The organism is Anaeromyxobacter sp. K, from assembly GCF_000020805.1.
GTDB lineage: Bacteria > Myxococcota > Myxococcia > Myxococcales > Anaeromyxobacteraceae > Anaeromyxobacter > Anaeromyxobacter dehalogenans.
On the sequence record NC_011145.1, the window covers coordinates 245,529 to 271,374 of the forward strand.

A 25,846-nucleotide genomic window follows, 5' to 3' on the forward strand; every position below is an offset into this window, starting at 1 on the left:
GGCCAGCAACGTTGGCGCGCGCCGGGACGGGCGCAACCTCCGCGCAGGTCCGCCTCCGACGTGGCCGTCAGCGGCGGCGCGGGATGGTGAGCGCGGCGGCGGCGAGCACCATCCCGCCCCCGAGCGCCAGGTTCCAGCCCACCGGCTCGTGGAGCACGAGCGCGCCCAGCGTCACCGCCACCGTGGTGTCGAGCAGCGGCAGCGCGCCGATCGCCGCCATGGGGACGCGCGGCACCAGCCAGTAGAGGCCCACGTAGGTGAGCGCGGTGCCGAACACCGCCAGCCACGCGAGCGCCGCGATGGCGCTCGGGGTGAACGCCGCCGGGCGCCCGTGCTCCAGCAGCCCCGCCGCCGCCAGCAGGAGCGCCGCGCCGAACGCGGTCTGGCCGGCGGTCATGGCGAGCGGCGAGACCGCGGCCAGGTGGCGGCGCACCAGCACGTTCGCGAGCGCGACGATCATCGAGGACAGCACCACCAGCGCGCCGCCCAGCAGGAGCCGCCCCGAGCCCTCCAGGTCGCCGAGGTGCGGGAGCTGCAGCACGGCCACGCCCGCGATCCCGAGCAGCGCCGAGGCGACGCGCGCCGGCGTGAGCGACTCGTCCGGCGCGAGCGCGCGCGCCAGCAGCGCGATCCAGACCGGGAAGGACGCGAACAGCACCGCGGCCAGGCCGGACGGGACCCACTGCTGCGCCACGAACATGAGGCCGTAGGGGAGCGCGATCTGCAGCACGGCGACGAGCGCGAGCTGTGCCCGCGCCGGCCCCACCACCTCGCGCCAGGCGCCCCCGCGCAGCGCGAACGGCGCGAGCACCAGCGCCGCGATGGCCATCCGCACGCCCGCGAAGCGGAGCGGCGGCAGGTCCTCGAGGCCGATCCGGATGGCCATCCAGGTCGAGCCCCACAGCGCGGCGACGGCGAGGTAGGTGGCGACGATGCGGGTGCGCACGGCGGGGCGCATGGTAGGCGAAGCCGGGGCGGACGGGGAGCCGTCCGCGCGGCCGGGCGGGGCGCTCGTCAGGGGAGGGTGAGCGGCGCGAGCCACACCGCGGCGGCGGCGGCGAGCGCGAGCGCGGCCTGCAGCGCGGTGGCGCGGCGGCGGCGGCGCACCGGGAACTCGGCCACCGTGGCGGTGCCCTTCTCGTCGGCGAGGCGGGTCGCGTTCAGCGTGGCCACGTCCATGCGCGAGAGCGCCACCTCCTCGGTGGCGAAGCCGCGGTTCGCGAGCAGCGCCACCAGGCGCGCGCGCGGGTGGAGCCTGGCGAGCTTCTTCGCCGCGAACGCGTCGAGGTGGCGCGCCAGCGCGCCGGCGCTCTTCCAGCGCCGCTCCGGCGTGCGCGCCAGGCAGCGCTCGATGGCGGCGGCCACCCGCGCCGGGCAGCCGGGGGCGAGCGAGCGGACCCGGCGGAAGCGGCCGCGCCGCACCAGCCGGAACAGCTCGTCCGCGTTCGCGCCGCGGAACGGCTTCTCCCCGCAGACCAGCTCGTAGAGCGTCACGCCGAGCGCCCACACGTCCGCCGCGGGCCCGCCCTCGTCGCCGGCCAGCACCTCCGGCGCCATGTACGACGGGCTGCCCACCAGCATCCCCACCCGCGTGAGCGAGGGATCCTCGGCGCCCTTGGCGATGCCGAAGTCCATCAGCTTCACCTCGCCCAGCCGGGAGATCATGACGTTCGCCGGCTTCACGTCGCGGTGCAGCAGCCCGCTCCAGTGCACGTAGTCGAGCGCCTCGGCGAGCCGCGCGCCGATCACCGCCACGCAGTCGGCGGGCAGCGCGCCGCCCTGCGCGAGGACGCGCGCCAGGTCGGCGCCGTCCACGAGATCGGTGACGAGGTAGAGCTGATCGTCCTTCTCCACCAGATCGTGCACCGCCACGATGGCCTCGTGGCGGAGCTGCGCGTAGGCGCGGCCCTCGCGGCGGAAGCGCTCGACGACCTCGCTGGAGCGGACGAGCTTCTGGTCGAGCGCCTTCACGGCGACGGGCCGCTCCAGGCCTTCCTGGAACGCCTCGTACACCACGCCCATCCCGCCGCGGCCGATCTCGCGGACGATCCGGCTCGTCCCGACCTTCCTCACCATAGGTCGCGGAGGATGACCCGTTCCGCCTATCCCACTCAATGCGCAGCCCGCGCCTTGCGCGCAGAAATCGCGCCGGGGAAGCGCGTCGTGCTGCGGCGGGTTGTCAGGGCGGAGGGTCGATCTGCTACACTTCGCGGCTCCGATCCGGTTTCGCCGCGGCCTCGCAGGAAGGATCGGGAGTTGCACGTTCCCCCTTGATTCTCGTCAATTCCGCAAGCTTTGCGCCGCGGCCCGTGGCGGCCGTGGCGCCCTCACCGGAGGACGCAAAATGGCGAGCAGGCGAATGGTGACGATGGACGGCAACGAGGCCGTCGCCTCCGTGGCCCACCGGGTCAGCGAGGTCATCGCCATCTACCCGATCACCCCGTCCTCGAACATGGGGGAGTGGGCGGACGAGTGGTCGGCGAAGGGCCGCAAGAACGTGTGGGGCACGGTGCCCAGCGTGGCGGAGATGCAGTCGGAGGGCGGCGCCGCCGGCGCGGTCCACGGCGCGCTGCAGGCGGGCTCGCTCACGACGACCTTCACGGCGTCGCAGGGCCTGCTGCTCATGATCCCGAACATGTACAAGATCGCGGGCGAGCTGACCGCGTTCTGCATGCACGTGAGCGCGCGCGCGGTCGCGACCCACGCGCTGTCGATCTTCGGCGATCACTCCGACGTCATGGCGGTGCGCCAGACCGGCTTCGGGCTGCTCTCCTCGGCCTCGGTGCAGGAGGCCCACGACATGGCGGCCATCGCGCACCGCGCCACGCTGCTGTCGCGCGTGCCGTTCCTGCACTTCTTCGACGGCTTCCGCACCTCGCACGAGGTGGCGAAGATCGAGGAGCTCACCGACGACGACCTGCGCGCCATGATCCCGGAGGAGCTGGTGGCGGCGCACCGCGCCCGCGCCCTCACCCCGGACCGGCCCACGCTCCGCGGCAGCGCGCAGAACCCCGACGCGTTCTTCCAGGCGCGCGAGGCCTGCAACCCGTACTACCTCGACGCCGCCGGGCACGTGCAGGCGGCGATGGACCACTTCGGGAAGCTCACCGGCCGCAAGTACAAGCTGTTCGAGTACTTCGGGCACCCCGAGGCGGAGCGCGTGGTGGTGGCGATGGGCTCGGCCTGCGACACCGCGCAGGAGACCGTCGAGCACCTGATCGCGCGCGGCGAGAAGGTCGGCCTGCTGAAGGTCCGGCTCTACCGGCCGTTCGACCTGGGCGCGTTCATGACCGCGCTGCCCCGCACCGTGCAGGCGCTGGCGGTGCTCGACCGCACCAAGGAGCCGGGCGCGCTCGGCGAGCCGCTCTACCAGGACGTGGTCACGGCGCTCCGGGAGGCGGAGCAGGCGCACATCGACCGGTTCCACCACCAGATCACGGTCATCGGCGGGCGCTACGGCCTCTCCTCGAAGGAGTTCACGCCCGGCCAGGTCAAGGCGGCGCTGGACGAGCTCCTGAACGCGCGCCCGAAGCGGCACTTCACGGTGGGCATCAACGACGACGTCACCCACCTGTCGCTCCGGCCCGACCCGACCTTCGACACCGAGGGCAAGGACGTGGTCCGGGCGCTGTTCTTCGGCCTGGGCGCGGACGGCACCGTCGGCGCGAACAAGAACTCCATCAAGATCATCGGCGAGGACACGCCCAACTTCGCGCAGGGCTACTTCGTCTACGACTCGAAGAAGTCCGGGTCGGTGACCATCAGCCACCTGCGCTTCGGGCCGCGCCCCATCCACTCCGCCTACCTCATCGAGAAGGCGAACTTCGTCGCCTGCCACCAGTTCGGCTTCCTCGAGAAGTACGAGATGGCCGAGATGACGGTGCCCGGCGCGACGCTGCTCCTCAACTCGCCCTACGGGCCGGACGAGGTGTGGGGCCACCTCCCGCGCGAGGTCCAGGAGCAGATCCTGACGAAGGGGCTGAGGCTGTACGTCATCGACGCGTACAAGGTCGCGCGCGACACGGGCATGGGGGTGCGCATCAACACCATCATGCAGACGTGCTTCTTCGCGATCTCCGGCGTCCTGCCGCGCGACGAGGCCATCGGCCACATCAAGAAGACCATCGAGAAGACGTACGCGCGCAAGGGCGCCGAGGTGGTGCAGAAGAACTTCGCCGCGGTGGACCACACCCTCGCGCACCTGTACCAGGTGAAGGTGGAGGGCCGCGCCGCCACCGGCGCGCCGCGCCCGCCCACGGTCTCGGAGGCCGCGCCCGACTTCGTGAAGCGCGTCACCGCGCTCATGCTCGCGGGCAAGGGCGACCAGCTCCCGGTGTCGGCGTTCCCGGTGGACGGCACCTGGCCCACCGGCACGTCGAAGTGGGAGAAGCGGTCGATCGCGCTCGAGATCCCGGTGTGGGAGCCGAGCCTCTGCATCCAGTGCAACAAGTGCGCGCTCATCTGCCCGCACGCGGCCATCCGGCCGAAGTTCTACGGCGCCGAGGCGCTCGGGAGCGCGCCGAAGGGCTTCCTGGCGATGGACTACAAGAGCGCCGACGTGAAGGGGGCGAAGTACTCGCTCCAGGTGGCGCCCGACGACTGCACCGGCTGCACGCTGTGCGTCGAGATCTGCCCGGCGGAGTCGAAGACCGAGAAGGGCAAGAAGGCCATCAACATGGCCGAGGCCATGCCGCTGAAGGAGAAGGAGCGGGCGAACTTCGAGTTCTTCCTCTCCATCCCCGACGCCGACCGCAAGAAGGTGAAGCTCGACGTGAAGGGGACGCAGTTCCTCGAGCCGCTGTTCGAGTTCTCCGGCGCCTGCACCGGCTGCGGCGAGACCCCGTACCTGAAGCTCCTCACCCAGCTGTACGGCGACCGCGCCGTCATCGCGAACGCCACCGGCTGCTCGTCGATCTTCGGCGGCAACCTCCCGACCACCCCGTACACGCAGAACTGCGAGGGGCGCGGGCCGGCCTGGGCGAACTCGCTGTTCGAGGACAACGCCGAGTTCGGCTTCGGCATGCGGCTCGCGATCGACAAGCAGGCCGAGCAGGCCCGCGAGCTGCTCGCCGTGCTCGGGCCGAAGCTCGGCGACGCGCTGGTGGACGAGCTGCTGAAGGCCGACCAGTCCGACGAGACCGGGATCGAGAAGCAGCGGGCCCGGGTGGCGGAGCTGAAGGCGAAGCTGCAGATGATGGACGGGCTCGAGGCGCGCTGGCTGCTCCGCATCGCGGACTACCTGGTGCGCAAGAGCGTCTGGATCGTCGGCGGCGACGGGTGGGCGTACGACATCGGGTACGGCGGCCTGGACCACGTCATCGCGCAGGGACGCGACGTGAACATCCTGGTGCTCGACACCGAGGTGTACTCGAACACCGGCGGCCAGGCGTCGAAGGCGACGCCGATGGGCGCCGCGGCGAAGTTCGCGGTGGCCGGCAAGAACCTTCCCAAGAAGGATCTCGCCATGCTCGCGATGAGCTACGGGCACCCGTACGTCGCGCGGGTGGCGATGGGCGCGAAGGACGCGCAGACCATCGCCGCGTTCAAGGAGGCGGACAGCTACACCGGGACCTCGGTGATCGTGGCGTACGCGCACTGCATCGCGCACGGCTACGAGATGAGCGAGGCGCTCGGGCAGCAGGAGAAGGCGGTGGACTCCGGGTACTGGCCGCTGTTCCGGTACGACCCGCGCCGCGTCGCCGCCGGCGACAGCCCGCTGAAGCTGGACAGCGCCGCGCCGAAGATCGAGCTGGCGCGGTTCACCGAGGGCGAGACGCGGTTCCGGCAGGTGGAGCAGGCGAACCCGCAGGCGTTCGCGAGGATGCTGGAGCAGGCGCAGAAGGACGTCCGGGAGAAGTACGCACTGTACGAGCAGCTCGCGAAGGCGATGAACCCGGTCAACCTCGTCCCCGGCGCCGCCGGGGGGAACGGCAAGCCGCGCGCCTGACCCCTGACCCGGAGTCATTGCGCCGGGAACGGAGATGAAGACGGCCCGGTCCGCCATGCGCGGACCGGGCCGTATCGTTTCGGGGGCCGCCCGGACGCCTTCGTCGGTGCCGAGGAGGTGCCGATGCGGGCGAACCGCACGCCGGGGCGGGGCGCGAGACGGGCGGAGCGCGCGCTTCACCTCGTGGCCGCATCGCGAGACGCGACGGCTCGAGCGCGACCGAGTGAACGGCGCTCCTCGCCAGCGCGTGAACGTCGCGGGGAAGCTGGCGCCGTCAGCACATCAGCGGCTCCGATCTCCCCTGGCGGTCGCCGCTCGCCAAGCCCGCGGTCCGCGCCTGAGCGCGCGGACGGGGACGAGGGCGGGCGCTCAGCCGAAGCTGGCGCAGGGAACGCTGTGCAGGACGCGCAGCAGGTACGTGCCGGCCGGGAAGATCACGCCGGAGCGCCCGGCGCGTCGCGCGCGCCAAGCCTCCCGGTACGCGCGCAGGAACCCGACCAGGCGTCCGATCGCCTCGATCCGCTTCCAGCGGTCCCGCGCCGCCACCCGCGGGCGGAGGCCGCGCATCGGCGGCGGGGTCGGCGGGCGGGCCGTGGGCCGCTGCGCGAGCACCCGCCGCGCGCCCAGGAACCCGGTCCCGGCCAGCGCGTGCGCCTGGGCGACCTCGCGCTCGCGGGCGGCGATCGCGTCGACGAGGAACGTGCGGAACGCATCCGCAGACTCGAACCCAGGCGGCGGCACGAGCGCGAGCTCGGCGACTTCCGGCATCGGACCGCTCCGGCGGAAGAACCGATCCGGTCGCGTCACGCGTAGCGCGCCCGCGCCGATCGACTCCGGCGCCGACCAGAGCCCTGGCCACTCCTCGGCGGAGGCGACCAGCCCGGCCTTCACCGGGTTCGTGAGGACGTACGCGACCTTCTCGAGCACGTCCTGCGGCGACGAGAGCGCCACGGCGCTGTAGCTGCCCGGCGCCCAGAACGACTCCCAGCGGCCGAGCGAGGCGTTCACCGCGCGGGCGACGAGGGCGTTCAGGTACTGCTCGAACTCCGGCAGGCGCGCGTTCACGTCGGTGACGACCAGGTGGAAGTGGTTCGACATCACGCAGAACGCGTGCACCAGGATCCCGTACCGTCGCGCAGCGACGGCGAGCACGTACAGGAAGATCGCGTTCGTCGCGGGCGACGGGCGGAGCAGGAACATGCGCTGAAAGCAGCGGCGCGTCACGAGGTACGTGACGCCCGGGAGGACCTGACGCGGAGCGGTCATGGCGCGTGCGCAAGGCAGGCGGCGTGCCGCGCGCCCGGCCCCGTGATCCTTGGGCGAAGCCATACGGGCGGGCGGTGCGGTGGTCCGCGGATCGGACCCCTGGTCCGAAATGCACTACTCTGGGTCAGGAACTGCGACAGGAACGTCCATGCCCCCGACCCTGGTCACCGGCGCCGCCGGCTTCATCGGATTCCACCTCGCGAAGGCGCTGCTCGACCGCGGCGACGAGGTGCTCGGCGTCGACTCGATGGTGCCGTACTACGACGTCCGCCTGAAGGAGGCGCGCCTGGCCCAGCTCTCCGGGCGGCCCGGGTTCACCTTCGAGCGGCTCGATCTCGCCGATCGCGAGGCGACCTCCCGCCTGTTCGAGCGGGGCGGCTTCGGCGCGGTCGTGCACCTCGCGGCCCAGCCCGGCGTGCGCTACTCGCTCGAGAACCCGCACGCCTACGTGGACGCGAACGTCACCGGGTTCCTCGACGTGCTCGAGGGCTGCCGCCGGCACCCGGTCCGCCACCTGGTCTACGCGTCCTCGAGCTCCGTCTACGGCGGCAACACCAAGGTGCCCTTCGCGGTCGCCGACAACGTCGATCACCCGGTCAGCCTGTACGCCGCCACCAAGAAGGCGAACGAGCTGATGGCGTACACGTACAGCCACCTGTTCGCGATCCCCGCCACGGGACTCCGCTTCTTCACCGTGTACGGTCCGTGGGGCCGCCCGGACATGGCGCCCATGCTGTTCGCCCGCGCCATCCTCGAGGGCCACCCGATCAAGGTCTTCAACCACGGCCAGATGCGGCGCGACTTCACCTACGTGGACGACATCGTCGAGGGCGTCATCCGCGTCCTCGACCGCCCGCCCGCGGCGGGCGTGGTGCCGCCGCACCGGCTCTACAACATCGGCAACAGCCAGCCCGTCGAGCTGCTCCGCTTCATCGAGGTGATGGAGGAGGCGCTCGGGAAGAAGGCGGTCCGCGAGCTCCTCCCCATGCAGCCCGGCGACGTCCCGGCCACGTTCGCCGACGTGTCGGAGCTGGAGCGGGACGTCGGCTTCCGGCCAGCGACCTCCATCGAGGAGGGCGTGCGACGCTTCGTGGCCTGGTACCGGGCGTACCACCGCGCGTGAGCTGCCGGCGCGGCCCGGTCCCGGCCGGGCGCGCTCCGCACCCTCGCGGACGCCGGACCCGAACGCAGGGTCGCGCCGCGCAAGCAGGCGGCCCACCGTGCCGGGGGTGCCGCCGCCCGTCCCTGCCGTCCGCCCTTCCTCCGGTCGAGACCCTTCCTATCCAGCCGTCGATTGCCTCGGCGTGAAGGTCGCGCGCCTGGAGTGGCCGGACCTCCTCGAGTGGTTCCTCCGCCGCCTCGACGCGCCGGCGCCCGTCCGGTGCGGCACGCTCGTGCTGGCGAACGCGCACACGCTCAACGTCGCGTCCGCGAACCCCGCGGCGCGCGAGGCGATCCGCGCGGCGACCCTGGTGCTGAACGACGGCGTCGGGCTCGACGTGTACGCGCGGCTCCGCACCGGCGCGCCGTTTCCGTACAACTTCGCCGGCACCGATCTCGTGCCGCGCCTGCTGGGGGAGTGCGCCCGGCGCGGCCTGCCGCTGCGCGTCTTCCTGTACGGGGCACGCCCCGGCCGCGCGGCGGAGGCGGCGCGACGCATCGAGCGCGCGTACGCACCGGTGAAGGTGGTCGGGGCCCTGGACGGCCACGAGACGACCGGCGACGAGGCACGCCGGGCCATCGACGCAGCCCACCCCGACCTGCTGCTCGTCGGGCTCGGGAACCCGCGGCAGGAGGAGTGGCTTGCGGCGAACGCGCCGGGGCTCCGGGCGCGCATCGCGATCGGGGTCGGGGCGCTGTTCGACTTCATGAGCGGGAGCGTCGTGCGCGCCCCCCGCGCGGTGCGCGCGATGCGCCTCGAGTGGCTGTTCCGCCTCGCCCTGGAGCCCCGCCGGCTCTTCCGCCGGTACGTGGTCGGGGTGCCGCTCTTCCTCTGGCGAACCCTCACCTACCGCCCCGAGCCGGTACCCTCCCACCCGACCCAGAGTCATTTGAGCGCCGGGAAGCCCCGGATCGGGCCACGCAACGACTCCGGGTTCGGCGCGGTGCTGGCGAGGACGGGGACCGACGCGAAGGACTCCGGGTCGGGGGTGAGGGTGGGGTCGGCGGGCTGACCCCGACCGCCGGGCCAGCAGCCGCGGGGCCTTCGCGCCGGTCGCGCGCCGCCGCAACTTCAGACGTGATCCGGCCGTTGACCGTGCGTGTGTCCGCAGCGCTCCTGGTGACGCTCGGGTGCGCGTCCGCCGCGGACGCGGCCGAGCCGCTCCTCGTCCCGGGGCGGATGGGCTACAACGCGCTCCCCGCGCTCCGGAACGTGGACCCCGTCGTCGGGAACCGGACCGAGCTGGAGCTGTCCGCCACCGCCCAGCTCGCGGGCCTCGGCGCGCAGGACGCGGCGGGGACGCCCTACGTCCGCCTCACCGTGCCGTTCCGGGAGGTGGCCGCGCTGGAGCTGGACGGGACGCCCTTCGAGCTGTTCCGCACCTCGGCCGCGACGGGGCAGCGGATCGGCGCGCGCGTGCGCTCGGGCGCGTCGCCGGGCGACCTCCGCGCCGGCGCGCGGTTCCTGGTGCTCGAGGAGCGGGGGAAGCGGCCGGCGCTGGGCCTGCGCCTGGTGGTGAAGTCCACCTCGGGCAAGGACCGCGGCGCGCGCCGCTTCACCAACGCGCCGGGCTACGTGTTCGACGTGCTCGCCGGGAAGGACGTCGCGGCGGCGGGTCCGGTCCGGCTGCGCGCGCTCGCGAAGCTCGGCTTCCTCGCCTGGCAGGTGGCGGACGGCCGGCAGGACGACGCGCTCGACTACGGGGCGACCCTGCGCGCCGCGTTCGCGAGCGGCGTCGCGCTCTCGGGCGAGTGGCGCGGCTACGCCGGGTGGCGCGGCGACGATCGCCCGATGGTGCTCGGCCTCACCGCCGACGTGCCGGCCGGCTCGCGGGTGCTGCTGCGCGCGTCCGCCGACCGCGGCCTCACCGCCGACGCGCCGCCGCTCGACGTGCGGCTCGGCGTGGTCCTGTTCCTGGACGCCCCCATGGCCCGCGACCGCGCCGCCGGCCAGGCCGACCCGCGCCTGGCCTCGGGCGCGCGCCCGCGGCGGCAGCCCGGGCCGCGGTGATCACTCGCCCGCGTGCCGCCCGTCGGTCACGCGGACCTCCGCCGCCACCCCCGCGTGATCGCTCGGCCACAGCCCGCCCACCCGCTCGTCGGCGGTCTCGCCCACCACCTCGGCGCTCCACGGCTCCACCGGGCCGCGCACGAGCACGTAGTCGATGCGCGTGGACAGGTCGGCGAACCCGGGGTCGCCCGGGCCGATGCGCAGGTCCTCGGGGAAGCAGCAGGTGAGCCCGGGCGCGTCGCCCTCGACGGCGGCCCAGACGTCGCGGAACCCGGCGGCGGCCAGCACCGCCTCGCCCTCGGTGCCGGGCTGGGAGTTGAGATCGCCGACCAGCACCACCGGGCGCGCCTCGGCGGCGAGCGCGCCGGCGAGCTCCGCCGCCTGGGCGGTGCGCACGCCCGCGTGATAGGCCTCGAGGTGCGTCGAGACGAAGCGCAGCCACTCGCCGCGGTACTTCGCGTCCACCGACACCCAGCCGCGCTTCACCTGCACCGGGTTCCCGAGCACGCTCACGGGCAGGAGCGTCGCGTACACGCCGCCCGCGGGCAGCGCGGTGGTGAGATCGCTCCGCGCCAGGATCACGCCGCGGTCGGTCATGCGCACGTCCTGCCCGGTCGCGACCGGCGCCTCGAAGTCGAACAGCGTCACCTCGGCGGCGACCACGTAGTGGAGGTCGCGCGCGGCGAGCGCGTCGAGCAGGTCCTGGACGTAGTCGAACGCGACCGTGGTGGCGGGGGTGGTCCCGCCGGCGAGGAAGTCGCCCGGGTCCTGCACGCGCCAGAGGTACGCCTCCTGGAGCCCGACCAGACCGGGCCGCGTGGCGGCCAGCTCGTCGGCGATCGCCTCCGCGCGCACGTGGAAGTCGTTCGCCTGCACGGTGGCCCACACCGCGGTCGTCGCCGCGACGAACGCGGCCGGGGTGGCGGCGGCCATGACCGGCCCGAGATCGGCGCCGAGGTACAGGTTCCGGGTGGTCACGCCCAGGATCTTCTTGCCTCCTGCCATGGAATGGGGATCCATGCCGGCGGCACGCGCGCCCGGTGAACCGGCGGCGGGCGGGGCCCGCACCGCGTCGGAGGCCGTGGCGGAGGTGCCGTCGCCGCTGCTGCAGGCGGCGAGGGCGAGCGGGGACAGGGCGAGCGCGAGGACGGCCAGGCGCGTGCGGGACATGGGTCACCTCCGGCGGTGGAGTCAGGGGCCGGGCGTGTGGATGTGGGTGCGAACGTAGCACCGCCGGTGCGCTGCCCCGAGGCGCCGGGCGGGCCGCCCCGGACGGAGTGCTGTCGCGGGTGTAGCGCCACGCCACGGGTCGCCCGCGCGTGGCAGCCCAAGCTGGGTCCAGCGCCTGTGAAGACCGCAGCGTAACTCGTTCCGGGCCGAGATCGCCCGGCAGGTCGTCGAAGGGAAACGCGATGCCGAGAGCCACCGGACCTCGACACGGATGCAGGCTGCTCGCGCTCGCCGCGGCGGTCGCCCTGGCGGCCGGCTGCAAGCGAGACGGCGGCAGGGCGGCCGAGGCCGCGCAGGAGCAGCCTCCGGTCGCGCTCGCGCCGGAGAACGTCGCGGTGGTGTCGTCCCGCCGTCTGCAGTCCGGCCCGGAGGTGGCCGGCACCCTGCACGCCCGCCGCGCGGCGACGCTCCGCGCCGAGGTGGGCGGCGCGGTCGCCGAGGTCCGCGTGGAGGCGGGCGAGCGGGTGAAGGCGGGCCAGCTCCTCGCCCGCATCGACGCCTCGGCGCTGCAGGACGCGGTGCGCGCCGCCCGCTCCGCGGTGACCTCGGCGCAGAACGCGCTGCGCGTGGCGGAGTCCGGCGCCCGGCGCGCACACACGCTGGCGCGCGAGGGCGCCATGGCCGAGCAGGACGCGGAGCGCGCTGACGCGCAGCTCGAGGCGGCGCGCGCGCAGGTGGAGGACGCGAAGGCCCGGCTCGCCGCGGCCGAGCAGCAGGCCGGCAAGACCGCCGTGCGGGCGCCGTTCGCCGGCGTGGTCTCGGAGCGGAGCGTCTCGTCCGGCGACGTGGTGTCGTCGGGCGCGGCGCTCTACACGGTGATCGATCCCTCGCGCCTCCAGTTCGAGGGCTCGGTGCCCGCGGCGAGCGTGGGCGCGCTCGCGCCGGGCGCGCCGGTGGACTTCTCGGTGACCGGCTTCGGCGGCCGCCGCTTCGACGGCCACATCGAGCGCGTGAACCCCGCGGTGGATCCCAGCACCGGCCAGGTGCGCGTCTACGTGGACGTGCCCAACGCCGACGGCCGGCTCCTCGCCGGCCTCTACGCGCAGGGGCGGGTGGCGAGCCAGGCGAGCGAGGCGCTGGCGGCGCCGGCGGCCGCGGTGGACGCGACCTCCACCCCGCCCACGGTCATGAAGGTGCAGGACGGGAAGGTGCAGAAGGTGGCGGTCGAGATCGCGCTCCGCGACGACGTGGCCGGCGCGGTGGGCTTCCGCTCCGGCGTGAAGCAGGGCGACGTGCTCGTGCTCGGCTCGGCCCGCGGCGCGCTCGCCGACGGCACCCCGGTGCGCGTGGTCGAGGACCCGCGCGCGCAGAAGTCGAACTAGCCGCCCCGGGCGCTCCGCATGTTCATCTCCGACTTCGCCATCAAGCGGCCCATCGTCACCATCACGGTGATGCTGGCGCTCGTGATCTTCGGGCTCCTGGCGCTCGTCACGCTCAAGACCGACGAGTTCCCGGACGTCCAGCCGCCGGTGGTGGCGGTCACCATCGTCTACCCCGGCGCCTCGCCCGAGACCGTCGAGCGCGAGGTGATCGATCCCATCGAGGACGCGATCTTCTCCATCAGCGGCATCGACGGGAAGCAGACCACCGCCTCCGCCACCGACGGCCTCGCCCAGTTCATCGTGTTCTTCGACTTCGAGAAGAACCTGATGGAGGCGACGCAGGACATCCGCGACGCGATCAGCTCGAAGCGCCAGGACCTGCCCACCGAGATGGAGGAGCCGGTGCTGGTCCGGTTCGATCCGTCGCAGGAGCCGATCGTCACCCTGACGCTCACCTCGAAGACGCTGCCGGTGCCGGCGCTGACGCGGCTCGCCGACGAGGTGGTCTCGCGCGACCTGCGCTCGGTGCAGGGCGTCGCCGACGTGCGGCTGGTGGGTGGGCAGAAGCGCGAGCTGACCGTCCAGCTCGACCCGGAGGCGATGGCCGCGGCCAGCGTCTCGGCCGCGGAGGTGGTGGGGGCGCTGCAGGCGCAGAACCTGGCCGCGCCGGTGGGACGGGTCAACACGCCGCTCGGCGAGCAGAGCATCCGCCTCTCCGGCCGCCTCGGCACGCCGGAGGAGTTCGAGCAGGTGGCGGTCGCGAGCCGCGGCGGCCAGGTGGTCCGCCTGGGCCAGGTGGCGAAGGTGCTCGACGGCGCCGAGGAGGCGCGCACGCTGGCGCTGTTCAACTCGGGCGAGGCGGTGGGCCTGGAGGTCCTGAAGACGAAGGGCTACTCCACCACCGCGGTCGCGGACGCGGTGAAGGAGCGGGCACGGGCGCTCGAGCCGCGCATGGAGGGGGCGAAGCTCGCCATCGTCCAGGACTCCGGCACGCGCGTTCGCCAGTCGGTGGACGACGTGCAGCGGACGCTCGTCGAGGGCGCGCTCCTCACCGTCCTGGTGGTGTTCCTGTTCCTCAACTCCTGGCGATCCACCGTCATCACCGGGCTCGCGCTGCCGGTCTCGGTGCTGGCGGCGTTCGTGAGCGTCTGGGCGTTCGGCTTCACGCTCAACACCATGTCGCTGCTGGGCCTCTCGCTCGCCATCGGCATCCTCATCGACGACGCCATCGTGGTGCGCGAGAACATCGTCCGGCACATCGAGCTGGGCGAGGACCACACCACCGCCTCGCACAAGGGGACCGACGAGATCGGCCTCGCCGTGACCGCCACCACCTTCTCCATCGTGGCGGTGTTCGTGCCGGTCGCGTTCATGTACGGGGTGGCCGGCCAGTGGTTCAAGCCGTTCGCGCTCACCATCGCGGCGGCGGTGCTGGTCTCGCTGTTCGTCTCCTTCTCGCTCGACCCGATGATGTCGGCGTACTGGCCGGATCCGCAGGTGGAGAAGGGCGAGCGGCGCGGGCCGGTGGGGCGCGCGCTGGGCGCCTTCAACCGCTGGTTCGACCGGCAGGCCTCGAACTACCGGCGCGTGGTGGCCTGGGCGCTCGACCACCGCTGGCTGGTGGTGGCGTTCGCCACGCTGTCCCTCGTCGGCTCGTTCGCGCTGCAGGGCGCGTTCGGCGGGGCGGGGTTCGTGCCGGTGTCGGACCGCAGCGAGGTGAGCCTCATCGTCCAGACGCCGCCCGGCTCGTCCATCGAGTACACGCGGCGCAAGGTGGAGGAGACCGATCGCATCCTCCGCAGCCACCCCGAGGTCGCGTACACCTACGCGTCCATCGGCACGCCCATCCCGCTCCAGGCGCCCGGTGTGGACCAGGCGCTCATCTACGCGCGGCTCACGCCCAAGCGCGAGCGCGACCTCTCGCAGGACGCGCTCGGCGCGGTGCTGCGCCGCGAGCTGTCGCGGGTGGCCGGCGCGGAGATCTCGGTGTTCACGAGCGGCTTCGGCGGCGCGTTCAAGTCGATCCAGCTCGAGTTGCGCGGCCCCGATTCGCGGGTGCTCACCGAGCTCGCCGAGAAGGTGAAGGCCGTCGCCGCCGGCGTGCCCGGGGCCGTGGACGTGGGCCTGTCCACCCGCGGGCAGAAGCCGGAGCTGGCGGTGGAGGTGGACCGCGGCCTCGCCGGCCGCCTCGGCGTCACGGTGGGCCAGGTGGCGCAGTCGCTCCGCATCGCGTTCGCCGGGCTCGACTCGGGCGACTGGGTGGACCCGACCGGCGAGACGCGCAAGGTGATGGTGCGGCTCGCGCCCGAGGCGCGCGAGCGCGCCTCCGACCTGCGGCAGCTCCCGCTCATCCTGCCGAGCCGGGAGGGCGCGCCGCGGATCCTGCCCGTCGGCCAGGTGGCGCGCATCACCGAGGGGCTCGGCCCCGCGCAGATCTCGCACCTCGACCGGCAGCGCGTGGTGAGCGTGCAGGGGAACGTGGCCGGCCGCTCGCTCTCCGAGGTGGTGAACGAGATCGAGCGGCGGCTCGCCGGCGAGGTGAAGCTGCCGCCCGGCTACACGCTGCGGCAGGGCGGCGAGTCGGCGGACCAGGCCGAGGTGTTCACGCGCATCGGCGTGGCGCTGCTGCTCGCCGTGATGCTCATGTACCTCGTGCTCGTGCTGCAGTTCGGATCGTTCCTCGATCCGTTCGCCATCCTGCTCTCGCTGCCGCTGTCGCTCATCGGCGTGGTGCTGGCGCTGCTCGTCACCGGCGACACCATCAACCTGATGAGCCTCATCGGCGTGATCCTGCTGTTCGGGATCGTCGCGAAGAACGCGATCCTGCTCATCGACTTCGCGAAGTGGGCGCGGGAGGAGCGAGGCCTGTCGATCCGCGACGCGCTCGTGGAGGCCGGCGGGATCCGGCTCCGGCCGATCATGATGACGAGCGTCGCCGTGATCGCCGGCATGGTCCCGGTGGCGTCCGGGCTGGGCGAGGGCGGCGACTTCCGCGCGCCGCTCGGCCGCGCGGTGATCGGCGGCGTCATCACCTCCACGCTGCTCACGCTGCTCGTGATCCCGACCGTGTACGAGATCATGGACGGCTGGCGGACCCGCCTGGGCCGGCTGTTCCGCCGGGCGTTCGCGCGCGGCGGCGAGCGGCACGCCCGCGAGGCGGCGCAGCGGCGGGAGGAGCCGTAGCCGCGGCCGCCCGCGGGGTCACGATCAGTAGATCGGCACCAGGTGGTAGCCCTGCGCCTGGTAGCCGATGAGCGAGACGAAGCCGTCCGCCACCACGGTGAGCTCGGGGAGGAGGCGCGCGTCCTCCACCTGGAACACCTTCGTCGCGATCGCGCAGACCTCCAGCGCCGCGCCGCGGCGCTTCAGCTCCCGCACCGCGGCGGCGATCTCGGCGGCTGCGGCGCGATCCGCGGCGCGGTTCGGCGCCGGCGCCGCGCCGGTGAGGAACCGGACCGTCGGGCCGATGAAGACGACCTTGAAGTCCGGCGCCACGCCCTGCGCCCGCAGCCCGTCGTGCGAGCCCGCGATGAGCTTCAGGTACATGGCGATCTTGGGCCCGTCGGCGAGATCCACGAGGAACAGGCCCTTGCCGCTGGTGACGCCGCGGAGCGCGTCGGGGTTCCCGGGCGCGGCGGAGGCGCGCGCGGCGAGCGGCGTCCCGGCGGTGAGCGCGAGCAGGGCGGCGAGGGCGAGCAGAGGGAGCGGACGGTGCGGGGTCATCGGTGTGGATCCTCGGGAGTGGGCCCGCGGTCCCGCGCGCCACCGTGGCGGGGGAGGGCGGACCGGACGGGTCGCGGTATAGACAGATCTGTCTACCGAGTCCAGCCCGGATTCGTCCGCCTGGCCCGCCGAGACGGGTGAAACGGCGCGACGGGTGGGTATACTGCGCGCGCCCCGGCCCGGAGCGAGCCATGTCCCCGCGCGAGAAGCTGGTCGAGACCGCCGCAGCGCTGTTCTACCGGCACGGCTGCCACGCCGTGGGGATCGACACGGTCCTCGCCGAGGCGGGCGTGGCCAAGATGACCCTGTACCGGCACTTCCGCTCGAAGGACGAGCTGGTGCTCGCAGCGCTGCGCCGGATGGACGAGCGGTTCCGCAACGCGTTCATGGCGGCGGTGGAGCGGGCGTCGGACACGCCGGCCGGGCGGCTCGACGCGCTCTTCGACGTGGTGCGCGACTGGGTTCGCGGGAAGGACTTCTACGGCTGCCCGTTCATCAACGTCACGGCCGAGTTCGCCGCGCACGACGACCCGGTCCACGTCGCGGCGGCCGAGCACAAGCGGCTCGCGCTCGAGTACATCGAGCGGCTCGCCGCCGAGGCGGGCGCCGCCGACGCGCGCGGGCTGGCCCGGGCGCTGAAGGTGCTCCTGGAGGGCTGCACGGTGCTCGCGCAGGTCACCGGTCAACCCGGGTTCGTGGACGACGCGCAGCAGGCCGCCCGGCTGGTGCTCCAGGAGGGGCTCCGGGGCGCCGTGCCCCCGCGCGCGCCACGCCGACCGCGTCGCGCGCGGACGTGAGCTCCTCCCCGCTCCTTCGCGCGTTCGCCGTCGTTCGTTTCCCGACCCCGTCGTTTCCCGACCCAGAGTCATTGCTCGCGCGGGATGCGAGATCGTCCGCGCCGCGGACCCTTTCGCGCAAGTCGGCGATCTCACGGGGCCGAACGGCGACCCCGGGTCCGCCGACCGTACGCAGTCGCCGCGCGAAATGACTCTGGGTCGGGATCAGAGGCCGAGGTCGCGCAGGGCGGCGCGGGCGGCGTGCCAGCCGCACATGCCGTGGACGCCCCCGCCGGGCGGGGTGGAGGCGGAGCAGAGGTAGAGCCCGGGCACGGGGGTGGACCACGGGTCGGGGGACAGCACCGGACGGGCGACGAGCTGGGCGAGCGACGCCTCCCCGCCCCCGACGTCCCCGCCGACCAGGTTCGCGTCGTCCTGCTCGAGCGCCGCCGGCCCGCGCACGGCGCGGGCCAGCACGAGCTCGCGGAACCCGGGCGCGAAGCGCTCCACCTGCGCCTCGACCGCGGCCGTGACGTCCCCGTCGAACCCGCGCGGCACGTGGCAGTACGCCCACGCCACGTGGCCCCCGGGCGGCGCGCGCGACGGGTCGAAGCGCGTGGGCTGCGCCAGCAGCACGTACGGTCGCGCCGGCACCTCGCCGCGCTCGACGGCTGCCTCGGCGGCGGCGATCTCCTCCAGCGTGCCGCCGAGGTGCACCGTGCCGGCGACGGCGCAGGCCGCGGCCCGCCACGGGATGGGGCCGGCGAGCGCCCAGTCGAGCTTGAACGCGCCGGGCCCGTAGCGGAACGCAGCGAGGCGCCGGGCGTAGCGCGCCGGGAGCCGCGCCCCGGCCACCCGCAGCACCTGCCGCGGCGCGAGGTCGAGCAGCACCGCGCGCGCCGGCGGCAGGTCCTCGAGGCGGTGCACCTCGGCCGAGGTCTCGAGCTCGCCCCCGCGCGAGCGGAGCTCCCCGGCGAGCGCCGCCGCGATGGCGCCGGCGCCGCCCTCCGGGAACGGCCAGCCCACGGCGTGCCCGGCCGCGCCGAGCACCAGCGCGAAGGCGGCGCTGGCGGCGGCCTCCAGGGGCCGGTTCGCGTGCGCGGCGAGGCCGGCGAACAGCGCCTGCGCGCGCGGGCCGCGGAACCGGGCGCGGGCGAGGCGCGCGGCGGGCAGCAGCGCGGGCAGGCCGAAGCGCGCCAGCAGCAGCGGCCGTCGCGGCCGGTGCAGCACCGGACCGAGCACCTCCTCGAGCAGCGCGGGGAGCTCCCGCGCGAGCGGCGCGAACAGCGCCCGCCAGGCGCGGGCGTCCTCGCCGAGCGTCGCGTCGGTGGCCTCGAACCCGGGCCCGAGCAGCGCGGCGGTGCCGTCGTCGAGGGGGTGCGCGACCGCGGCGGGCGGCGAGATCCAGCGCAGGCCGTGCGCCGCGAGCGGCAGCGTGCGGAGGAACGGCGAGGCGACCGCGAGCGGGTGGACCGCCGAGCAGTGATCGTGCAGGAAGCCGGGGAGGGTGAGCGGCAGGGTGCGCGCGCCCCCGCCGGCGGTCGCCGCGGCCTCGCGAACCCGCACCCGCAGCCCCGCGCCCGCAAGCGCCACCGCGGCCGCGAGGCCGTTCGGCCCCGAGCCGACCACCACCGCGTCCGGCGTGCGCACCGCCCCCTCCTAGCGGCCCCGCCCCGCCGGCGCAGCCGGCCGGCCGGGCACGCGGGCAGCGCCGCCGCGGTCACCCGCCCGGAGCGGCCCGTTTCGACTACACTCCGACGCCCGAGATCCTTTTCCCGCCTCGCGCGTTCCCCCGGCGAGGCCCAGGCGACACGCGCGTGCCGGACGAGAGCGACGAGCGGCTGATGCTCCGGTTCCGGGACGGCGACGCCCGGGCGTTCGAGGCCCTCGTGCGCCGCCACCGGACGCCGGTCTTCTCCTTCCTGCTCCGCCTGACCCGCGATCGCGCCCGGGCGGAGGACCTCTGCCAGGAGACGTTCCTGCGGGTGGTGAAGGCTTCCGGCGCCTGGGAGCCGCGCGCCCGCTTCCGCACCTGGCTCTACGCGATGGCCCGCAACCTGGCGGTGGACGAGTCGCGGCGCATGGCGTTCCGCCGCGCCAGCTCGCTCGAGGCGGACCCCGCCGCCTGCGCCCTGGCCGCGGACGACCCGGCGCCGGATCGCGCGGCCGACGCGGCACTCGTCCGCCCGCTCCTCGAGGCGGCGCTCGCGTCGCTGCCCGAGGCGCAGCGCGAGGTGTTCCTGCTGCGCGAGCACGCGGGGCTCAGGTTCCCGGAGATCGCCGAGGTCACCGGCGCGCCGGAGCCGACCGTGAAGAGCCGGATGCGCTACGCGCTCGAGGCGCTGCGCGAGCGGCTCGCAGCGATGGGCGTGGAGCCGGAGGCGGCCGCGGGCGGCCCCGCCTCGGCCCGGAGCGCGGCACCATGAGCGACGAACGCTTCCACGAGCGCCTCGGGGCGCGGCTGCACGACGCCATCCTGGAGCACGCGTACGGCGAGCTGCCGGCGGGCGAGGCGCGGGCGCTGGAGCGCCATCTCGAGGCCTGCGACGCCTGCCGCGCCGAGCTCGGGCGGATCCGCGGGACCCGTGCGCTCATGTCCGGCCTGGAGGAGGCGCCGGCGCCGGAGCGCGGCGAGGCGGTGCTCCTCGCCGCGGCGCGCGAGGCCGCCGGTGCGCGCGGGCGGCGGCGGCGCCTGCCGGCGTGGACGTGGGGCGCCGCGCTCTCCGCGGCGGCGCTCGTCGCGGTGGGCGCGGTCTCCTACCGGCTGCTCGCGCTCCACCCCGGCCCCGCACTCCGCGACGATCCGGAGGCGCTGCTCGGCCGCGCCGCCGCGCCCGCGCCGCAGGCCGCGACCGAGGCGGCCACGCCCGCCGCGCCGGAGGCCCCGGCCGCCGCCGCGGCGCCCGCGGCCGGACCGGACGACGTCCGCGCCGAGCGGACCCGCCCCGCCGCCCCGCCCGCGCCGGAGCGCCGGCGCGAGCCCCCACCTCGGCTCGGCGCGGCGAAGTCGGCGCCGGCCGCTGCGCCATCGGCCGTGCGCGCCGGCGAGCCGGAGGCGGACGCGCCCGTGGCGCCGCGCACCTTCCTCGCGCCTGCCCCCGCGCAAGCGCCCGCGCCGTCTCCGTCCACCGCGGAGCGGACCTTCGCCCCGCCCACGCCCGCGCCGACCACCGAGCGCACCGTCGCCCCGCCCCCGCCTGCGCCGTCTCCGTCCACCGCGGAGCGGACCTTCGCCCCGCCCGCGCCGGAGACCGCGCCCGCGCCGAAGTCCACGCCCGCGCCGAAGCCCACGCCCGCGCCGGCGCCGCGCGCCCTGCGTGCGGAGGCCACCGAGGCCGCACCGGCGGCCGCCGGCTCGGCGCCGGCCGCGGCGCTCGAGGCCGTGCCCGCGCCCGAGCACGCGCCGGGCGCTCGCCGGGCCGCGACCGCGGCCCGCGGGCAGGACCAGGACGCCGCCGCCGCGCCGGCCGGATCCGACGCGCTGGCGCGGTGGCGCGCGCTGCGGCAGGCGGGTGCGCTGCGCGGCGAGGTGGTGACGTTCACCGACTGTGACGGCGAGGCGTGGCGCAAGGTGGAGCGCGACGCGCAGGGCCGGGTGGTGCGGTACGTCCGCCACGGCCGGCTCGCGGGGCGCGCCTTCGAGGCCGACCTCTACTACGGCGAGGACGGCGCGCTGGCGCTGGTGCGCTACCGCGAGGAGGGTGGCCCCTGGCGCGAGGCGCGGCCGCCCGGGACCGACGGCGCGATCCCCGAGGCCGCGCTCCGGCCTGCCCGCGCCGCGGATGCGCGCGCGGACGCGCCGCCCCGCTGCGGCCCCTGATCGACGGCCCGGCGCCGAGGTCGCGCTCCCGCCCGCCCGCGCCGCGGACGCGCGCGCGGACGCGCCGCCGTGTTGCGGCCCGTGATCCCTCGCCCCGGCGCCGCATCGCCCTGCGCGCCCGCCCTGCGCGCCCCGGCCGCGCCCTTCGCGTGGGCCCCACCCCGGCGCCGCGCGGCGCCGCCACGCCGGAGGGCGGCGGCCGCGGGGAGGGGCTACACTGCTCGCATGGCGCGCATCCTCTACGGCGTGGCGGGGGAGGGGATGGGGCACGCGGTCCGCTCGCGGGTGGTCATCGACCACCTCGCGCGCACGCACGACGTGCAGGTGGTGGTCTCTGGCCGCGCGCACGACTACCTGAAGGCGCGCGAGCGGGATCGCCTGGGGGTGAACCGGATCTGGGGCCTCTCCATCGTCTACGAGGACAACGAGGTCCGGAACTTCCGCACCGTGCTGAAGAACGTGGGCGGCGCGGTGGCGGGCGGGTGGCCGCGGAACGTGAAGGCCTACTTCGACCTCACCGAGTCCTTCCGGCCGGAGGTGGTCGTCTCCGACTTCGAGACCTGGAGCTACCTGTACGCGCGCACCCACGGCCTGCCCTGCATCTCGGTGGACAACAACCAGGCGGTGAACCGCTGCGACCACCCGCCGGAGATCCTGGCCGGCCACGAGGCCGAGTACCTCGTGGCGAAGGGCGTGGTGAAGGCCAAGCTCCCCGGCTGCTTCCACTACCTCATCGCCACGTTCTTCCAGGCGCCCGTCGCGAAGCCGCGCACCAGCCTGCACCCGCCGGTGCTGCGCCCGGAGATCCTGGCGGCGCGCGCCGAGCCCGGCGCGCACCTGCTCGTCTACCAGACCTCGACCTCGAACGAGGCGCTGCCGGAGATCCTGCGCGGCGCCGGCGTGGAGTGCCGCGTGTACGGGCTGCGGCGCGAGCTCACCGCGGACCTGCGCGAGGGCAACCTCGTCCACCGCCCGTTCTCCGAGGCGCGCTTCGTGGAGGACCTGCGCACCGCGCGCGCCGTGATCTCGGGCGGCTCCTTCACCCTGATGACCGAGGCGGTGTATCTCCACAAGCCCATGCTGGCCATCCCGGTGAAGCGGCAGTTCGAGCAGGTGCTGAACGCGCGGTACCTCCAGGCGCTCGGCTACGGCGCCACCGCCGACGACCTCGACGCGCGCGTGCTCGAGGACTTCCTGGCGCGGCTGCCCGAGCTCGAGCGCGGCCTCGCGCGCTACCGCCAGGACGGGAACCGCGAGCTGCTCGCGAAGCTCGACGACGTCCTGGCGCGCGCGCTCGACGGCGGCGCGCCGGGGGAGCCGCGGGCGTGAAGGTCCGGGTGGTGGCGGTGGGCCGGGACCGCTCGGGCCTGTACGCGCCGGCGGTGGAGGAGTACGCGAAGCGGCTCGGCCGCTACCTGCGCTTCGAGCTGGTGGAGGTGCCGGAGGCGCGCAAGCTCGCCGGCACCGCGGGCGCGAAGGGCGAGGAGGGCGCGACGCTCCTCGCCAAGATCGGGCCGCGCGAGCGGGTGGTGGTGCTCGACGAGCGCGGCGACGAGCTCACCAGCGTGGCCTTCGCCGAGCGCGTGCGCCGCTGGATGGAGCGCGGCCAGGACGTGGCGCTCCTCATCGGCGGGTCGGACGGGCTCGCGCCGGAGGTGCTGGCGCGGGCCGACGAGCGACTGGCGGTGTCGCGCTTCACGCTGGCGCACCGGCTCGCGCGGCTGGTGCTCGTCGAGCAGCTCTACCGCGCCATGACCATCCTCCGCGGCGAGCCCTACCACAAGTGAATCCGCCGCGCTGCCCCGCGCCCGTGGGCCCCGGGCACCCATGGGTCACGGCGGTGGGCTTGCGCGCCGCCGCCCGCGCTGCGACAACCAGCCGACCACCTCGGGAGCCCACATGACGCGCCTCCGCACGCCCGCCGCGCTCGCCCTGTCCCTCGCCGCCCTCGCCTGCGGCGGCGGCGGGAGCGACTCGCCGCCGCTGCCCACCACCTTCACGCTGTCCGGCCACATCGCGGCCACCGCCGGGCAGGACGTGGACGGGGACGTCGCCGATCCGGTCGCGCCGAAGACGCCCAACGACACCCGGGACGAGGCGCAGCAGCTCGCGCCGGTGACCACGCTGGGCGGGTTCGCCGACGCGGGCACGGATCCGCAGGACTGGTACAGGGCCACGCTCGAGGCAGGCCAGACGGTGGTGATGGACGTGGCCGACACCGCGGCGTCGTTCGAGCTCTGCCTGCTCGCGTCCGACGGCGCCACCGTGAACTGCGCCACCGCGGGCGCGAACCAGGTGATCCCGGTCGCCGCGGCGGGCCAGTACTACCTGCGCGTCACCGCCGCGGCCGGGGTCTCCAACTACGCGCTCACCCTGGGCGTGAACGGCGCCGCGGCGAGCGCCGGCGCGGCGCCGCACCTGGCCCTGCCGTTCGTGCCCGGGGAGATCGTGGTCCGCTTCCGCGACGACGCGCTCGGGGTGGCCTCGGCCGGCGACCTGCCGCAGCGCGCCGCCGCGCTCGGGCTCACCGCGCTGGCGGGCGCCCGCGGCCGCGCCGCGCTGCTCTCCATGTCCGGCCCCGAGGCGCGCGCGCGCGCCCTCGCCGCGCTCGGGGTCGAGCCGCTCGCGCCGGATGCGCTCGGCGCCGGCGCCGATCCGGTGCTGGCCGAGAAGTGGGACACGCTCCGCGCCATCGCGGCGCTGCGCCGCCGGGCCGACGTGGAGAGCGCCGATCCCAACTTCGTGTTCCAGCCGGCGCGGGTCCCGACCGACACGTACTACAAGTACCAGTGGCACTACCCGCTCATCTCGCTGCCGCAGGCCTGGGACGTCACCAGGGGCGCCACGGAGGCCGGTACCGCGGCCATCGTCGCGGTGGTGGACACCGGCGTGTTCCTCGCCCACCCCGACCTCTCCGGCCAGCTCGTGACCGGCTACGACTTCATCCGCGATCCCACCATGGCGAACGACGGCAACGGCATCGACCCGAACCCGGACGACCCGGGCGACGCGGCCACGCCGGGCGGCAGCTCCTGGCACGGCACCCACGTCGCGGGCACGGTGGCCGCGAAAGCGGACGGCTCGGGCGTGGTGGGCGTGGCCTGGGACGCGCGGGTGATGCCGCTCCGCGCGCTCGGCGTCGGCGGCGGGACCTCCTACGACATCGTGCAGGCGGTCAGCTACGCGGCCGGCCTCGCCAACGACTCCGGCACGGTGCCGGCCACGCGGGCCGCGGTGGTCAACCTGAGCCTCGGCTGCCAGGGCTGCTTCTCGTCCACCGAGCAGGCCGTCTACACCGCCGCGCGGAACGCGGGCGTCATCGTGGTCGCCGCGGCGGGCAACGAGGCGTCCTCCGCCCCGGGCTACCCGGCGGCGTACGCGGGCGTGCTCTCGGTGAGCGCGGTGGACATGAAGGGCGCGAAGGCGCCGTACTCGAACACCGGCAGCACCGTGGACCTCGCCGCGCCGGGCGGCAACACCGCGGTGGACCTCGACGGGAACGGCTACGCCGACGGCGTGCTCTCCACGCTCGTGAAGGACACCACCGGCACCCGCGAGCCCATCTACGCGTTCTACCAGGGCACCTCGATGGCCGCGCCGCACGTGGCCGGCGTCATGGCGCTCATGAAGTCGGTCTGCCCGAGCCTCGCGCCCGCGGCGATCGATCAGCTGCTGCAGGCCGGCCAGCTCACGCGCGACCTCGGGCCGGCGGGCCGCGACGACACGTTCGGCTGGGGTCTCGTCGACGCGCTGAAGGCGGTGCAGGCGGCAGCCACGAGCTGCGGCGCGCCGCTGCCGCCCTCGCTGTCGGTGACCCCGGGGCGGCTCGACTTCGGACCGGCCGACGCCACGCTGCAGCTCCAGGCGGCGAAGGTCGGCGAGGGCGCGCTCACCGTGACCGCGGTGTCCGACGACGCCACCTGGCTCACCGTCACGGCGCCCGGCGTGGACGCGAGCGGCCTCGGCGCGTACGCCGCCGCCGTGGACCGGACCGGCCTCGCCGACGGCCGCTACGCCGCCAAGATCACCTTCACGCCGTCGGTGGGCGACCCGGTGGTCATCCCGGTGACGCTCCAGGTCGGCGCCGCCGCGGCGGCCGGCGACGCGGGCTACCTCTACGCGCTGCTCGTCCGCGAGGGCGTGAGCGGCCCGGAGCTCGTGAAGCAGTGGAGCGGCGCGGCGTCGGGCGGCAGCTACGCGTTCCGCTTCGACGGCGTCTCGGCGGGCACCTACTACCTCGTGGCCGGCAGCGACATGAACAACGACGGCTACATCTGCGACGCGGGCGAGTCCTGCGGCGCGTGGCCGACGCTGGGCGTCCTCACGCCGCTCGGCGCGAGCGGTCCGCGCTCGGACCTCGACTTCAGCGTCGCGTTCGACCCGGCCGTCGCCCCGGTGGGCGCGGCCGCGGGCGCGCCGGTGGGCGTGCGGGGCCTGGCGCGGCAACCGGCGACGAAGGGCGTGGCCGGGCTGCGCGAGCGGCAGGCGGGCGCGTTCCCCGGGCCGGGCGGCGTTGCCTCCGGCGCCGCCCGGGGCGATGTTCCTTGAGGCGGAGCGGCCGGGCACCTAACATCTCCGGTCCCTACCAGC

18 protein-coding genes are annotated in these 25,846 nt (G+C 75.0%); 12 read left to right on the top strand and 6 right to left on the bottom strand.

Annotated elements, in window-relative coordinates:
* Window positions 1–67 precede the first annotated feature (67 nt).
* Together ANAEK_RS01125 and ANAEK_RS01130 are read right to left on the bottom strand one after the other, a co-directional pair.
* Window positions 68–946, bottom strand: coding sequence for a DMT family transporter (locus tag ANAEK_RS01125; RefSeq protein ID WP_232288333.1), 879 nt, complete (start codon window positions 944–946; stop codon window positions 68–70).
* 68 nt (window positions 947–1,014) lie between these two features.
* Window positions 1,015–2,076, bottom strand: coding sequence for a serine/threonine-protein kinase (locus ANAEK_RS01130; protein ID WP_012524307.1), 1,062 nt, complete (start codon window positions 2,074–2,076; stop codon window positions 1,015–1,017).
* A gap of 268 nt (window positions 2,077–2,344) precedes the next feature.
* On the opposite strand from ANAEK_RS01130, the gene nifJ reads away from it, so the two are divergent.
* Entirely contained in the window at window positions 2,345–5,947 is a 3,603-nt protein-coding gene (gene nifJ / locus ANAEK_RS01135) for a pyruvate:ferredoxin (flavodoxin) oxidoreductase (protein WP_012524308.1), read from the top strand.
* A gap of 369 nt (window positions 5,948–6,316) precedes the next feature.
* Here the strand turns inward: nifJ and ANAEK_RS01140 are convergent, their stop codons facing one another.
* Window positions 6,317–7,213 (bottom strand): transposase, encoded by an 897-nt coding sequence (locus tag ANAEK_RS01140; protein ID WP_012524309.1) that lies wholly within the window; start codon window positions 7,211–7,213, stop codon window positions 6,317–6,319.
* Window positions 7,214–7,361: 148 nt separating this feature from the next.
* Between ANAEK_RS01140 and ANAEK_RS01145 the strand changes: the two genes are divergently transcribed.
* The 3 genes from ANAEK_RS01145 to ANAEK_RS01155 all read left to right on the top strand — a co-directional run bounded on the left by ANAEK_RS01145 (window position 7,362) and on the right by ANAEK_RS01155 (window position 10,385).
* Complete coding sequence (locus ANAEK_RS01145) at window positions 7,362–8,336, top strand: NAD-dependent epimerase (protein ID WP_012524310.1); 975 nt, start codon at window positions 7,362–7,364, stop codon at window positions 8,334–8,336.
* A gap of 181 nt (window positions 8,337–8,517) precedes the next feature.
* The gene (locus ANAEK_RS01150; protein ID WP_012524311.1) at window positions 8,518–9,387 is read left to right on the top strand and encodes a WecB/TagA/CpsF family glycosyltransferase; all 870 of its coding nucleotides are present in this window, start codon (window positions 8,518–8,520) and stop codon (window positions 9,385–9,387) included.
* 89 nt (window positions 9,388–9,476) lie between these two features.
* Complete coding sequence (locus ANAEK_RS01155) at window positions 9,477–10,385, top strand: hypothetical protein (RefSeq protein WP_041454006.1); 909 nt, start codon at window positions 9,477–9,479, stop codon at window positions 10,383–10,385.
* Here the strand turns inward: ANAEK_RS01155 and ANAEK_RS01160 are convergent, their stop codons facing one another.
* Window positions 10,386–11,555, bottom strand: a complete 1,170-nt coding sequence (locus tag ANAEK_RS01160; protein WP_012524313.1) for an endonuclease/exonuclease/phosphatase family protein — start codon at window positions 11,553–11,555, stop codon at window positions 10,386–10,388. It abuts the gene before it with no gap.
* Window positions 11,556–11,797: 242 nt separating this feature from the next.
* Here ANAEK_RS01160 and ANAEK_RS01165 point away from each other — a divergent pair, with 242 nt between their 5' ends.
* Both ANAEK_RS01165 and ANAEK_RS01170 read left to right on the top strand, forming a co-directional pair.
* Window positions 11,798–12,937, top strand: a complete 1,140-nt coding sequence (locus tag ANAEK_RS01165) for an efflux RND transporter periplasmic adaptor subunit (protein ID WP_012524314.1) — start codon at window positions 11,798–11,800, stop codon at window positions 12,935–12,937.
* A gap of 18 nt (window positions 12,938–12,955) precedes the next feature.
* A complete protein-coding gene (locus tag ANAEK_RS01170; RefSeq protein ID WP_012524315.1) occupies window positions 12,956–16,120 on the top strand; it encodes an efflux RND transporter permease subunit in 3,165 nt (1,054 codons plus the stop codon).
* Window positions 16,121–16,144: 24 nt separating this feature from the next.
* Here ANAEK_RS01170 and ANAEK_RS01175 read toward each other — a convergent pair whose 3' ends face one another.
* Window positions 16,145–16,660 (bottom strand): DsrE family protein, encoded by a 516-nt coding sequence (locus tag ANAEK_RS01175; RefSeq protein ID WP_012524316.1) that lies wholly within the window; start codon window positions 16,658–16,660, stop codon window positions 16,145–16,147.
* Window positions 16,661–16,851: 191 nt separating this feature from the next.
* Here ANAEK_RS01175 and ANAEK_RS01180 point away from each other — a divergent pair, with 191 nt between their 5' ends.
* Entirely contained in the window at window positions 16,852–17,457 is a 606-nt protein-coding gene (locus ANAEK_RS01180; RefSeq protein WP_012524317.1) for a TetR/AcrR family transcriptional regulator, read from the top strand.
* 204 nt (window positions 17,458–17,661) lie between these two features.
* On the opposite strand, the gene ANAEK_RS01185 is transcribed toward ANAEK_RS01180, so the two are convergent.
* On the bottom strand, window positions 17,662–19,086 hold the full coding sequence (locus ANAEK_RS01185) for an NAD(P)/FAD-dependent oxidoreductase (protein WP_012524318.1): 1,425 nt from the start codon (window positions 19,084–19,086) through the stop codon (window positions 17,662–17,664).
* A 167-nt stretch (window positions 19,087–19,253) separates the two neighbouring features.
* On the opposite strand from ANAEK_RS01185, the gene ANAEK_RS01190 reads away from it, so the two are divergent.
* The 5 genes from ANAEK_RS01190 to ANAEK_RS01210 all read left to right on the top strand — a co-directional run bounded on the left by ANAEK_RS01190 (window position 19,254) and on the right by ANAEK_RS01210 (window position 25,804).
* Window positions 19,254–19,862 carry an RNA polymerase sigma factor gene (locus tag ANAEK_RS01190; RefSeq protein WP_012524319.1) on the top strand — a complete coding sequence of 203 codons (609 nt, stop codon included), beginning with the start codon at window positions 19,254–19,256 and terminating at the stop codon, window positions 19,860–19,862.
* Entirely contained in the window at window positions 19,859–21,256 is a 1,398-nt protein-coding gene (locus tag ANAEK_RS01195) for an anti-sigma factor (protein WP_012524320.1), read from the top strand. The genes ANAEK_RS01190 and ANAEK_RS01195 overlap by 4 nt, the downstream gene beginning before the upstream one ends.
* Before the next feature lie 225 nt (window positions 21,257–21,481).
* Window positions 21,482–22,585, top strand: a complete 1,104-nt coding sequence (locus ANAEK_RS01200) for a glycosyltransferase family protein (RefSeq protein ID WP_012524321.1) — start codon at window positions 21,482–21,484, stop codon at window positions 22,583–22,585.
* A complete protein-coding gene (rlmH, locus tag ANAEK_RS01205) occupies window positions 22,582–23,043 on the top strand; it encodes a 23S rRNA (pseudouridine(1915)-N(3))-methyltransferase RlmH (RefSeq protein ID WP_012524322.1) in 462 nt (153 codons plus the stop codon). Before ANAEK_RS01200 ends, rlmH begins: the two co-directional genes overlap by 4 nt.
* A gap of 112 nt (window positions 23,044–23,155) precedes the next feature.
* Window positions 23,156–25,804: a S8 family serine peptidase gene (locus ANAEK_RS01210; protein ID WP_012524323.1), complete on the top strand. Its 2,649-nt coding sequence runs from the start codon at window positions 23,156–23,158 to the stop codon at window positions 25,802–25,804.
* The last annotated feature ends 42 nt before the right edge of the window (window positions 25,805–25,846 follow it).

Coding starts and splice junctions, on each gene's coding strand:
- ANAEK_RS01170 (WP_012524315.1), top strand. CDS start 12,956: ATGTTCATCTCCGACTTCGCCATCAAGCGGCCCATCGTCACCATCACG.
- ANAEK_RS01180 (WP_012524317.1), top strand. CDS start 16,852: ATGTCCCCGCGCGAGAAGCTGGTCGAGACCGCCGCAGCGCTGTTCTAC.
- ANAEK_RS01210 (WP_012524323.1), top strand. CDS start 23,156: ATGACGCGCCTCCGCACGCCCGCCGCGCTCGCCCTGTCCCTCGCCGCC.
- ANAEK_RS01165 (WP_012524314.1), top strand. CDS start 11,798: ATGCCGAGAGCCACCGGACCTCGACACGGATGCAGGCTGCTCGCGCTC.
- nifJ (WP_012524308.1), top strand. CDS start 2,345: ATGGCGAGCAGGCGAATGGTGACGATGGACGGCAACGAGGCCGTCGCC.
- ANAEK_RS01145 (WP_012524310.1), top strand. CDS start 7,362: ATGCCCCCGACCCTGGTCACCGGCGCCGCCGGCTTCATCGGATTCCAC.
- ANAEK_RS01140 (WP_012524309.1), bottom strand. CDS start 7,213: ATGACCGCTCCGCGTCAGGTCCTCCCGGGCGTCACGTACCTCGTGACG.
- ANAEK_RS01195 (WP_012524320.1), top strand. CDS start 19,859: ATGAGCGACGAACGCTTCCACGAGCGCCTCGGGGCGCGGCTGCACGAC.
- ANAEK_RS01130 (WP_012524307.1), bottom strand. CDS start 2,076: ATGGTGAGGAAGGTCGGGACGAGCCGGATCGTCCGCGAGATCGGCCGC.
- ANAEK_RS01200 (WP_012524321.1), top strand. CDS start 21,482: ATGGCGCGCATCCTCTACGGCGTGGCGGGGGAGGGGATGGGGCACGCG.
- ANAEK_RS01160 (WP_012524313.1), bottom strand. CDS start 11,555: ATGTCCCGCACGCGCCTGGCCGTCCTCGCGCTCGCCCTGTCCCCGCTC.
- ANAEK_RS01175 (WP_012524316.1), bottom strand. CDS start 16,660: ATGACCCCGCACCGTCCGCTCCCTCTGCTCGCCCTCGCCGCCCTGCTC.